Annotated in this window: 13 protein-coding genes; 3 read left to right on the plus strand and 10 right to left on the minus strand. The window is 69.5% G+C overall.

Annotated elements, in window-relative coordinates:
- Positions 1–11: 11 nt before the first annotated feature.
- Positions 12–1,349: a pyruvate dehydrogenase complex E1 component subunit beta gene (locus tag AC2D9U_RS05465; RefSeq protein WP_484747130.1), complete on the minus strand. Its 1,338-nt coding sequence runs from the start codon at positions 1,347–1,349 to the stop codon at positions 12–14.
- A gap of 1 nt (position 1,350) precedes the next feature.
- Positions 1,351–2,382, minus strand: a complete 1,032-nt coding sequence (gene pdhA, locus AC2D9U_RS05470) for a pyruvate dehydrogenase (acetyl-transferring) E1 component subunit alpha (protein ID WP_484747132.1) — start codon at positions 2,380–2,382, stop codon at positions 1,351–1,353.
- 317 nt (positions 2,383–2,699) lie between these two features.
- On the opposite strand from pdhA, the gene AC2D9U_RS05475 reads away from it, so the two are divergent.
- A complete protein-coding gene (locus tag AC2D9U_RS05475) occupies positions 2,700–3,746 on the plus strand; it encodes a phytanoyl-CoA dioxygenase family protein (protein ID WP_484747133.1) in 1,047 nt (348 codons plus the stop codon).
- Between the two features lie 10 nt (positions 3,747–3,756).
- On the opposite strand, the gene AC2D9U_RS05480 is transcribed toward AC2D9U_RS05475, so the two are convergent.
- The 3 genes from AC2D9U_RS05480 to eno form a co-directional block, all read right to left on the minus strand.
- On the minus strand, positions 3,757–4,446 hold the full coding sequence (locus tag AC2D9U_RS05480) for a class I SAM-dependent methyltransferase (protein ID WP_484747135.1): 690 nt from the start codon (positions 4,444–4,446) through the stop codon (positions 3,757–3,759).
- Positions 4,446–4,808 carry an FtsB family cell division protein gene (locus AC2D9U_RS05485; protein WP_484747137.1) on the minus strand — a complete coding sequence of 121 codons (363 nt, stop codon included), beginning with the start codon at positions 4,806–4,808 and terminating at the stop codon, positions 4,446–4,448. The genes AC2D9U_RS05480 and AC2D9U_RS05485 overlap by 1 nt, the downstream gene beginning before the upstream one ends.
- A gap of 89 nt (positions 4,809–4,897) precedes the next feature.
- A complete protein-coding gene (gene eno / locus AC2D9U_RS05490) occupies positions 4,898–6,175 on the minus strand; it encodes a phosphopyruvate hydratase (protein ID WP_484747138.1) in 1,278 nt (425 codons plus the stop codon).
- A gap of 186 nt (positions 6,176–6,361) precedes the next feature.
- Here eno and AC2D9U_RS05495 point away from each other — a divergent pair, with 186 nt between their 5' ends.
- On the plus strand, positions 6,362–7,213 hold the full coding sequence (locus AC2D9U_RS05495) for a hypothetical protein (protein ID WP_484747140.1): 852 nt from the start codon (positions 6,362–6,364) through the stop codon (positions 7,211–7,213).
- Between the two features lie 94 nt (positions 7,214–7,307).
- On the opposite strand, the gene AC2D9U_RS05500 is transcribed toward AC2D9U_RS05495, so the two are convergent.
- Complete coding sequence (locus AC2D9U_RS05500; RefSeq protein ID WP_484747142.1) at positions 7,308–7,613, minus strand: hypothetical protein; 306 nt, start codon at positions 7,611–7,613, stop codon at positions 7,308–7,310.
- A gap of 123 nt (positions 7,614–7,736) precedes the next feature.
- Between AC2D9U_RS05500 and AC2D9U_RS05505 the strand changes: the two genes are divergently transcribed.
- The gene (locus AC2D9U_RS05505; protein ID WP_484747144.1) at positions 7,737–8,162 is read left to right on the plus strand and encodes a hypothetical protein; all 426 of its coding nucleotides are present in this window, start codon (positions 7,737–7,739) and stop codon (positions 8,160–8,162) included.
- A gap of 12 nt (positions 8,163–8,174) precedes the next feature.
- On the opposite strand, the gene AC2D9U_RS05510 is transcribed toward AC2D9U_RS05505, so the two are convergent.
- The 4 genes from AC2D9U_RS05510 to tpiA form a co-directional block, all read right to left on the minus strand.
- On the minus strand, positions 8,175–8,342 hold the full coding sequence (locus AC2D9U_RS05510) for a hypothetical protein (protein WP_484747145.1): 168 nt from the start codon (positions 8,340–8,342) through the stop codon (positions 8,175–8,177).
- Between the two features lie 11 nt (positions 8,343–8,353).
- Entirely contained in the window at positions 8,354–9,994 is a 1,641-nt protein-coding gene (gene pyrG / locus AC2D9U_RS05515) for a CTP synthase (protein WP_484747147.1), read from the minus strand.
- A gap of 115 nt (positions 9,995–10,109) precedes the next feature.
- Positions 10,110–10,439, minus strand: a complete 330-nt coding sequence (secG, locus tag AC2D9U_RS05520; protein WP_484747148.1) for a preprotein translocase subunit SecG — start codon at positions 10,437–10,439, stop codon at positions 10,110–10,112.
- 35 nt (positions 10,440–10,474) lie between these two features.
- Positions 10,475–11,209, minus strand: a complete 735-nt coding sequence (tpiA, locus tag AC2D9U_RS05525) for a triose-phosphate isomerase (protein WP_484747336.1) — start codon at positions 11,207–11,209, stop codon at positions 10,475–10,477.
- Positions 11,210–11,265 lie beyond the last annotated feature (56 nt).

Below are 11,265 nucleotides of genomic sequence, written 5' to 3' on the forward strand. Positions count from 1 at the left end.
TCGGCTCCCCCTTACCGGTAGGTCACGCGCTTCGCGGCATCCACCACCTGTTCGAGCCGCGGCAGGGCCAGCTTCTCGAGATTGGCGGCATAGGGCATCGGCACGTCGGCGCCCGCCACGCGCAGCACCGGCGCGTCGAGATCGTCGAAGCACTGCTCCATGATCTGCGCCGAGACCTCGGCGCCGATGCCGGCATAGGCCCAGCCCTCTTCCAGCGTGACGCAGCGATGCGTCTTGCGGATCGAGGCGGCGACCGTGTCCATGTCCAGCGGGCGCAGGCTGCGGAGGTTGATCACCTCCGCGCTGATGCCCTGCGCGGCCAGCGCCTCGGCCGCCTGCATCGCCATGCCGACCATGATCGAGAAGGCAACGAGCGTCACATCGCTGCCTTCGCGCTCCACCTTGGCCTTGCCGATGGGCAGAATGAAATCCTCCGCCGTCGGCACCTCGAAGGACTGCCCGTAGAGGATCTCGTTCTCGAGGAAGATGATCGGGTTCGGGTCGCGGATGGCCGCCCGCAGCAGGCCCTTGGCGTCGGCGGCAGACCAGGGGGCGAGCACCTTCAGCCCGGGGCAATGCGCGTACCAGGAGGCATAGCACTGGCTGTGCTGCGCGGCGACGCGCGCCGCCGCCCCGTTCGGGCCGCGGAAGACGATCTGGCAGCCCAGCTGGCCGCCCGACATGTAGAGCGTCTTGGCCGCCGAATTGATGATCTGGTCGATCGCCTGCATCGAGAAGTTGAAGGTCATGAACTCGACGATGGGCTTGAGGCCGGTGAAGGCCGCGCCCACCGCCATGCCGGTGAAGCCATGCTCGGTGATCGGCATGTCGATCACGCGCTTGGGGCCGAATTCGTCGAGCAGCCCCTGGCTGATCTTGTACGCACCCTGGTACTGGCCGACTTCCTCGCCCATCAGGAAGACATCGGCGTCGGCGCGCATCTCGGCCGCCATCGCGTCGCGCAGCGCCTCGCGCACCGTCATGGTCTTGGTGGGGCCCCAATCCTTCTCGGCGGCCGGGGCGCGCGGCGCGGCAGGAACGCTGGCCGGCACGGGCGCAGGGGCGGCAGCCACCGGCGCAGCCGCGGGCGCCGCGGCCGGAGCGGCGACGCGCCCGTCATCCAGCTCGGCGATCGGCGTGTTCACGGCGACCGCCTCGGTCCCCTCGGGCACCAGGATCTTGCCGAGCGTGCCTTCGTCCACCGCCTCGACCTCCATCGTCGCCTTGTCGGTCTCGATCTCGGCGATCACGTCGCCCGCCTTGATCTTGTCGCCTTCCTTCTTGAGCCAGCGGGCGAGCTTGCCCTCGGTCATGGTCGGGCTGAGCGCGGGCATCAGGATCTGCGTCATCTCAGCGGGTCTCCACCAGCACGTCCGTCCACAGCTCGGCCTCATCGGGCTCGGGCGAGGTCTGGGCGAAATCGGCGCTGTCCTGCACGATCGCCTTCACCTCCTCATCGATCACCTTCAGCTCGGCCTCGGTCGCGCCGTAGCTGCCCAGCAGCAGGGCGCGCGCGGTCTCGATGCAGTCGTTCTGCTCACGCATCTTCTGCACCTCCTCGCGCGTCCGGTACTTCGCCGGGTCGGACATGGAGTGGCCGCGATAGCGATAGGTCTTCATCTCGAGCAGATAAGGGCCGAGGCCCGCGCGGGTATGCGCCACCGCGCGCGCCGCGGCCTCACGCACCGCCAGCACGTCCATGCCGTTCACCTGCTCGCCCGGGATGCCCCAGGGGGCGCCGTTCTTGGACAGGTCGCGCGAGGCGCTGGCCCGGTCCATGGAGGTGCCCATGGCGTATTTGTTGTTCTCGATCACGAAGATGCAGGGCAGCTTGAACAGCGCGGCCAGGTTGAAGCTCTCATAGACCTGACCCTGGTTCGAGGCGCCCTCGCCGCAATAGGCCACGGCGATGCGGCCATCGTTGCGGTAGAAATTCGCGAAGGCGAGGCCGGCGCCGAGCGAGACCTGCGCGCCGACGATGCCATGCCCGCCGTAGAAGCCCTTCTCGCGCGAGAACATGTGCATGCTCCCGCCCTTGCCCTTGGAATAGCCGCCGATGCGGCCCGTGAGTTCGGCCATCACGCCGCGCGCTTCCATGCCGGTGGCGAGCATGTGCCCGTGGTCGCGGTAGGAGGTGATGACCTGGTCGCCGGGGGCGAGGCACATCTGCACGCCGACCACCACGGCCTCCTGGCCGATGTAGAGGTGGCAGAAGCCGCCGATCAGGCCCATGCCATAGAGCTGGCCGGCCTTCTCCTCGAAGCGACGGATCAGCAGCATGTCCCGATAGGCGCGGATCAGCTGGTCCTTGCTCACGGCGGGCTCGCTGGCGCCTTTCGGCGCCGCCTTGCCCCGCGGTTTGCGGGCGGCGGTTTCGGCCATGCCGATGCTCCTTCCTCGACGGTGCTTTCCCCCGATGTAGCCAGCGCGGCAGGGCGGCGCAAGCGCGCAAGGTTGCAGAAACCCTTGATGCTGCGGCGCAAAACAACAATTAACCGTAGATGAGTTAACTTCATTTCGCCTGCCTGCGCCCCAGGCCTACGGACACAGATCGCACGGCGTCACGCCGTCCTGACGAACAGGACGGCGCCTGTCGAACATCTGATTGCCGCATGGCTCGACGCCCCTCTCGCCCCGCGTTAGGGAAGGGGCGCGGCCGGAAGCGGTGCCGCCAAGACCCGGGAATCCGCGAGGCCGCCTTGAACCGATTGCTGCGCTGGCTGCTGCTGCCCTGGCACCTGGTCGCGCTCGCGACCAGCGCCAAGGCCTTCCGCGACAACCCCGTGCTGGGCAGCGAGTGGCTGAACCGCAAGGGCCTGCACATCGCCCGCCGGCGCCTCGCCGAAGCGATGGGCGCGCGCCGGCGCCGCCAGCTCGAAGCCGCAATGTCGCCCGAGGACCGCGCCGCCTTCCTGCGCGACGGCTACCTGGTGAAGCCGGACTACCTGCCGCCCGAGATCTTCGCCGCCGTTCATGCCGAGATCATGGCCCGCCACGCCACGGCACGGGAATCGCTCGATGGATCGACGCTGACGCGGCTGATCCCGCTCGACGCGATCGCCCTGCGCGAGATGCCGGCCACGCGCGCCGCGCTGGCGGACCCGGCCTATCTCGGCCTGCACCACTATGTCGGCTCCTTCCGTCGCCTGCCCTGGTTCTACGTGCAGACGCTGTTCAGCCGCGTCCGCCCCGGCCCGCCCGACGTGCAGAGCTATTTCCATACCGACACCTTCTTCCCCACGGTGAAATCCTGGCTGCTGCTGACCCCCGTGCGCCCGGAGGAGGCCGGCTTCACCTATGTGCCGGGCTCGCATTTCGCCAATCGGCGGCGCCTCGCCTGGGAGCGGCGCGTGTCCATCAGCGCGGCGCGCGCCCAGGACCGGCTGACGGGCGAGGGCTCCTTCCGCATCACCGAGGCAGAGATCGCCCGGCTGGGCTACCCGGCGCCGCTCAAGCTGGCGGCGGCGCAGAATACGCTCATCATCGCCGACACATCCGGCTTCCATCGCCGCGGCCTGGCCGACGACCAAGCCTGCCGCATCTCCCTCTGGGCGCAAAGCCGTGGCAGCCCCTTCCTGCCTTTCGCTGGCGGTGACCTGGCCATCCCGTCGCTGCGTGGGCTTGGCACGCGCGCCTTCGGCTGGGCGGATGAAGCCATCAAGGAGTGGCGCGGCCGCGCCAATGGCTGGCGCAAGGCCGGCAAGCGCCGCCCGGCGGAGGCACCACCCGCCATCCCGCAGGGCTGAGACCGGGTATTCAGCGCTGCGCGCGCAGCGCGAGGGCCGAGGGCCAGTCCAAGGCGTGGATCGCGACGGCGGAGAAGCCGGCGCGGATCACCTCGGTCCACATGTCGGCGCCGTATTCGGTCTGGACCTGCCAATCCGCGTCACTGACGCCGCTATTGCCGTGGTAGCTCGGCGGCAGGCCGACGCGGTTGCGGGTCAGGCGCCCCACGATCACCGGCACGGTGTAGCAAAGCCACCCGCCAGGGGCGAGCACGCGCCGACACTCCGCAAGGGCACGCACGGGATGCGCCACATGCTCGAGCGTGTCGGAATGCACCACCAAGTCGAAGCTGCCATCCGCGAAGGGCATGGCGTGCATGTCCACCTCGGGCCAGGACACGAGCCGATGCCCCGGCAGGCGCGAGAGCGTGCCGGTCAGGTTGCCGGCGGGGTTGATCTCGAGCACGCGCAGCCGCGCATGCGCCGCCGTCCCGACCGCGGCGGCGAGCGGGCCGGGATGGCCGAGCGCCGCCAGGATGGCCTGCGCCAGGACGGAGGAGCGCAGATTGGCGCCGCAGGCCCGGCAATGCGTACCCTGCTGGCGATCCACATAGGCGCGTTCCTCGGGCGAGATCTGCCACTCGGCGACGAGCCCGTCCCACAGCACGGCGGCATCGACGAAATCCTCGCCGCCGCAGACGGCACAGCGCAGTCCGGTCATCAGAACAGCCGCCCCGTCGGGCCATAGGGCACGACGATCTCATCGCGCCCGACCATGTTCAGCAATTGCCGCGCGCGCTCATCCAACTGATCGCGATCAAGCCGGTCGCCGCGCAGCGCCTGCACACGCCGCTCCATCGCCTGCTGCTCGGCGCGCGCGCGGTCCAGTTCGATCCGCGCGTCGGCGATCTGCTGCTGACGCTGTTCGCGCGCAATGAGGCCACGCTCGCCATGGACGGCATGCCAGATGAAGTAGCCGCCAACCGCAATGAGCACCACCGGCAGTATCAGCGCGCGCAGGCCGCGGCTGAGCGAGGCGAAAAAACCGCCGCGCCGTTCCGGAAGTTGGAACTCCTCGTTCACGCCCCGCGATACCCCTGTGGTCCCCTGAGGCTAAAGAATCAGAGGTTTGCAGCGCTGTCCAGCGGTATTGCGTTAATGCTGCGAAGTCTTCAGCGCCGCAGCACCGAGCGGCCCGCATAGCGCGCCGCCGGGCCGAGGCCCTGCTCGATGCGGATCAACTGGTTGTACTTCGCGATGCGGTCCGAACGGCTGAGCGAGCCGGTCTTGATCTGCCCGCAATTCGTCGCGACGGCGAGGTCGGCAATGGTCGCATCCTCGGTCTCGCCGCTGCGGTGGCTCATCACCGCCTTGTAGCCGGCGCGATGCGCGGTCTCGACCGCCTCGAGCGTCTCGCTCAGCGTGCCGATCTGGTTGACCTTCACCAGGATGGCGTTGCCCGTGCCGGTCTCGATGCCCCGGCGCAGGCGCTCGGTGTTGGTGACAAAGAGGTCGTCGCCCACCAGGTTCACGCTCTTGCCCAGGCGCTCGGTCAGCAGCTTCCAGCCGGCCCAGTCATCCTCGCTCATGCCGTCCTCGATCGAGACGATCGGGAACTTGCCGCAGAGATTGGCGAGATAGTCCACCATGCCGGCGCTATCCAGGCGCTTGCCCTCGCCTTCCATGGCGTAGACGCCGTCCTTGTAGAATTCGGTCGCGGCGCAATCCAGCGCCAGCATCACATCCTCGCCGAGCCGATGGCCCGCGCTCTCGCAGGCCTTGGCGATGAAGCCCAGCGCTTCCTCGGCGCTGCCGATATTGGGCGCGAAGCCGCCCTCATCGCCCACATTGGTCGAATGCCCGGCATCGTGCAGCGCGCGCTTGAGCTGCATGAAGATCTCCGAGCCGATGCGCACCGCATCCGCCACCGTGCCGGCGGCGACCGGCATGATCATGAATTCCTGGATGTCGATCGGGTTGTCCGCATGCTGGCCGCCATTGATGATGTTCATCATCGGCACCGGCAGGGTGCGGGCGAAGACGCCACCGACATAGCGGTAGAGCGGCATGTCGAGATCCGCCGCGGCCGCCTTCGCGGTGGCGAGCGAGACGGCGAGGATGGCGTTCGCCCCAAGGCGCGACTTGTTGGGCGTACCGTCCAGCTCGATCATCGTCTCGTCGATCTTCACCTGGTCGGCGGCATCGAGCCCGCCGATCGCGTCGAAGATCTCGCCCTCGATGTTGCCGCAGGCGCGGGTGACACCCTTGCCGCCGAAGCGCGCCTTGTCGCCATCGCGCAGTTCCACCGCCTCATGCGCGCCGGTCGAGGCGCCCGAGGGCACGATGGCCCGGCCGATCGCGCCGCTATCCAGCACCACCTCGGCCTCGACGGTGGGGTTGCCGCGGCTGTCGAGGACTTCGCGGGCGATGATGTCGGCGATGGCGGCCATGGGGATGCTCCGGCGGGAAAAGGCTTTGCGGCGCTTAGCGGGGCGCGGCCGGCCCGGCAAGGGCGTGCGGGCCATTCGCCGTCCTCAGCGCCGCTGGACGGCCCGCGCGCCCGCGTGATAGCGGGCCGGTGAAGTCAACCGGGGTGCGAAGGTCCATTCCATCGCCATGATGCGGGACTGATGCCCGTGAGAAACGACGCCCCCATCCGTACGGTTCAGGTGGGACCCTACCGGCTGCAACATCGCCCCGGCCAAGGGCGACCCCTGCTCATCATCCTGCCCGGTCCTGTCGAACAGCCTGAGGTCTGGTTCAGGCCCGGCTTCCATGCCGCTCGCCCGCTGGCGGTCATGTGCGAGCGGGAGATGAACAGCTTCGAATCCCCCGCGGATGAGGTGGTGGGCGCCCTGCTCGCCGAGACCGGCTGGCAGGACGCGGCGGAGGTGCAGGTCATGGGCTTCAGCATCGGCGGCTTCGCCGCCATCCTCTATGGCGCGCTGATGTCCAGGCTGCTGCCCGCCGCGAGGATCAGGGTGGTGGCCTTCAGCCCGCTGACCTGCGTGTGGCCGCCGCAGACGGTTGGCTGGCGCGCGGAGCACCATGAACGTTTGGTGTCGCTGAGCCACAGGCAATCTCCCGCGCAGCGCGAAAACCTGGAGCGTTTCGGCGATACCACGCCCTGGGTGCGCGAGGCGGTTTCGGCGGCGGGGGAGCGCTTCGGCGCCGTGCTCCTCTACGCCGCCCGGAACGAGCGCGACACCGCCCAGGCCCGTCTGCTGGAGGGCCTGCCGCAGGTCACGCTGGCGGAGATGCCGACGAGCCAGCACAGCTTCTATCGCCTGCTCCCTTTGAGGCGCGGCGGCGCCAACAGCCTGGCCCATATCCAGACCGCCCTGACGCAGAAACACCGGATGACGGAGGCGGAAGCCTCTGTCCGCGCGAACAGGCTGCACGCGGCCATGGCCCGGGCTGCGGCAAAGGCGCCGGACCTGCTCTCCCTCTACGCCATCACGCCGCGCGCATCGGGCCGGATGGCCTAGAAACCGTTCAATCCGGACCACGCTTCGTCCCTTCGGACAGTTCCCCGGCCCCGGATCCCCTGCATTCCGGCGCACGAGATCGGCGCCCCGGCGCTCAGCGCGGCTTGCGCGTATCCCACACGGCGGAAAAGCCGCGCGCGAGGGGCATGCCCTGCATGTCGCAGGGCTCGACCCGCCCGGCGGGGATGGCGACGCCGCGGGTCAGGGTGGAATCCTTCGCCCGGCCATAACCGGCAAACTTGATGTCCAGCGCGCCACAGGGGTGCACGCGCGTCACCCGCCCCCAATCGCCCGCGAAGGCGGTGGCCATGGGCCCGCCCTCGCTGCGCGTCAGGCGCACGAGATCGCCGGTCTCGTAGATGTAGACGGGAACGCCGCCCTGGCCCGCCAGTGTCCGCATGGCAGCATCCTCGCAGCTTCCCCTTTGCGAATGGTTGACGCACGCCCGCTCTTTCGCGCCACAGGGGCTGGCGCCATGCTGCCGACGCGCCGCGCCAGTTCGCGCGGCCACGGGGAGCCCCGCATGAACGCCCAGGCCCTGTCCCTCGCCGCCATCATCATCCTGCTGCTGCCGATGATCTACTTCCTTTTCGCCTCGCTGACCTTCTTCCTGCGACGGCTGAGCGACCCGGTGGTGACCTGGATGCTGCGCGGCCTGCTGCGCGCCTATTTCGCCGCAGTGGCCGCCACCGGAGCGGTCGCGGTGATGGCATTCCTCCTCGCGGGAAGGCCCGGCGTCGCGTCCGGGCTCGGCCTTCTGGCGGGGCTCGCCCTGGGGGCGCGGCGCAGGTTCCTCGCAAGGCTGGATGCCGCGATCCGCGGCAGCGACGCGGGCGAGGCCGGGGCGCTGGGCGGGCTGCGCCGGGTGCATCTGGGCGCCATGGCCTATAATGCGGCGCAGGCGAGCCTCGTGGTGCTGAGCATCCCGCACCTCTTCCCGGGGCTCTGAGCCGCCGGGGCGTCAGCCCTTCTTCGCCGGCCCGCCGCCCATCAGCAGGGTCACGCCCAGCCCCACCGCCAGCGCCAGGGGCACGGCCAGCGAGCCGAACTGCCAGCCGGCGATCACGGTGATCACCAGCGTGACCCCGGCCCCGATCCCCATCCGCCGCAGGCGTGCCTTCTCATCCATGCTACTCGTCCTCAGACCAGGCGCGCCTGGCGCACCGCGGCGCCGATGAAGCCGCGGAACAGCGGGTGCGGCTCGAAGGGCTTGGATTTCAGCTCGGGGTGGAACTGCACGCCGATGAACCAGGGGTGGTCGGGCAGTTCCACGATCTCGGGCAGGCTGCCATCCGGCGACATGCCGCAGAAGCGCAGGCCCACCGCCTCCAGCCGATCGCGGTAGGTGACGTTGACCTCGTAGCGATGGCGATGGCGTTCCTCGATCACCGGCTTGTCGCCATAGACCGTGCGCACCAGGGAGCCCTCGGCCAGCGCCGCCTTGTAGGCGCCGAGGCGCATCGTGCCACCGAGGTCGCTGGCCTGGCTGCGCACCTCCACCTGGTTGCCGCGCGTCCATTCGGTGAGCAGGCCCACCACCGGCTCCTCGCAGGCGCCGAATTCGGTGGAGGACGCCCCCTTGAGGCCAACGAGGTTCCGCGCCGCCTCGATCACCGCCATCTGCATGCCGAAGCAGATGCCGAAGAAGGGGATCTTGCGGGTGCGGGCGAAGCGCACGGCCTCGATCTTGCCGCCCGTGCCGCGCTCGCCGAAGCCGCCGGGCACCAGGATGCCGTGCACGCCTTCCAGGCGCTTCACCGCTTCCTCATCGTCGCCGGTCTCGAAGATCTGGCTGTCCACCCAGTCCAGCTTGACCTTCACATTGTGGGCGATGCCGCCATGCGCGAGCGCCTCGGCCAGCGACTTATAGCTGTCGAGCAGGTTGGTGTACTTGCCGACCACCGCGATGGTGACCTCGCCTTCCGGCGCGCGGATCGACTGCACAACCTTCTCCCAGCGGCGCATGTCGGGCTCGCCGTAGAAGGAGAGGTTGAAGTGGCGCAGCACCTCCCGGTCCAGGCCCTCGGCATGGTAGCTGCTGGGCACGGAATAGATGCTGTCCGCGTCATAGGCCGGGATCACGGATTCGGGCCGGACATTGCAGAACAGCGCGATCTTGCGGCGCTCATTCTCCGGGATCGGCCGGTCGCAGCGGCAGAGCAGGATCTGCGGCTGGATGCCCACGCCCAGCAATTCCTTCACGCTGTGCTGCGTGGGCTTGGTCTTCAGCTCGCCGGCCGAGGGGATGTAGGGCACGAGGGTGAGGTGGATGAACAGGCTGCGCGTCGGGCCCAGCTCATTCGCCAGCTGGCGGATGGCCTCCAGGAAGGGCAGCGATTCGATGTCGCCCACCGTGCCGCCGACCTCGACCAGGATGAAGTCGTAGCCATCCGTCTCGGCCTGGATCACTTCCTTGATCTTGTCGGTGATGTGCGGGATCACCTGCACCGTCCCGCCCAGGTAGTCGCCGCGCCGCTCGGCCGCGATGACATCGGAATAGATCCGCCCGGTGGTCCAGTTGTCGGCCTTGCTGGCGTGCACGCCGGTGAAGCGTTCGTAATGGCCGAGGTCGAGGTCGGTCTCCGCGCCGTCGTCGGTCACGAAGACCTCGCCATGCTGGTAGGGGCTCATCGTCCCCGGATCGACGTTCAGATAGGGGTCGAGCTTGCGCAGGCGCACCTTGTAGCCGCGTGCCTGCAGCAGCGCACCCAGGGAGGCCGCCGCGATCCCCTTGCCGAGGGAGGACACCACGCCGCCGGTGACAAATACGAACCGCGTCATGGACGCCCCTCATAGCGTGGCAGACGGGGCGTGCAAGCCCGCCCGCTGCCGGTGGATGATGCGTAGGTGGTGGAAGGTAGCGGCGGCGCGCCGCCCGGAGCGGCGGCGCCCATGCTCAATTGGTCGGGACGGCGGGCAGCGCGGGCAGCGCCGGCACGGCGGGTGCCGCCGCCCCTGCCGGGGCCTGCGGGCCATCCAGGATCGACCCGCGCGGCGCCTGCCCCTTGCCGAGCATCGCCAGGGTCAGCGCCAGCACCATGAAGGCCGTGCCCAGGATGGCGGTGGTGCGCGTCAGCAGGTTCGCGGTGCCACGGCCGGACATGAAGCTGCCCATGCCCTGCGAGGTACCGACGCCCAGGCCGCCGCCCTCGCTGCGCTGCACGAGGATGACGCCGATCAGCGCGAGCGTGACCAGCAGGAACAGGACAAGGAGGATGTTTGACATGGCGGCGGTTCTCTAGCGGCTTCGCGCGCCCCTTGCTACCCGGCTGCCCGGGCGATGGCCAGGAAATCCGCAGCGACCAGGCTCGCCCCGCCCACCAGCCCGCCATCGACATTCGGCAGGGCCAGGATCGCCGCCGCATTGGCGGGCTTCATCGAGCCGCCATAGAGGATGCGCATGCCCGCCCCGCCGGCGAAGCGGGCCACCAGCGCGGCGCGGATGGCGGCGTGGATGGCGGCGATGTCGGCCTCGGTCGGCACGCGGCCGGTGCCGATGGCCCAGACCGGCTCATAGGCGATGATGCCCTCGAAGCCCTCGGGCAGGGACTCGGCGAGTTGCCGGCCGACCACCGCCTCGGCCTGCCCGGCCAGGCGCTCGGCCTCGGTCTCGCCCACGCAGACGATGGGGGTCAGGCCCGCGGCCAGCGCCGCCTGCACCTTGGCGCGCACCACGGCATCGCTCTCGCCATGGTCGGCGCGGCGCTCGGAATGGCCCAGGATCACGTGGCTGGCGCCGATATCGCGCAGCATGGGGGCGGAGATGTCGCCGGTATGCGCCCCCTTCGCGGCGGCGTGGCAATCCTGCGCGCCCACCGCCACGGGCTGGCCGATCATGGCATGGGCCAGGATCTGCACATGCACGAAGGGCGGGCAGATCAGCAGTTCGGCGGGCAGCGCCTCGGCCACCGCCCCGGCGCGCACCGCCTCGGCCAGCGCCGCGGCCTCGCGCAGCGTGCCGTGCATCTTCCAATTGCCCGCGATCAGCGGCTTCACACCGGGCGTCATCGGATGCTCCCCAATTCGATGGCGCAGGCGGTAGCAACGCCGCT

Source organism: Roseomonas sp. TF40 (assembly GCF_057219975.1).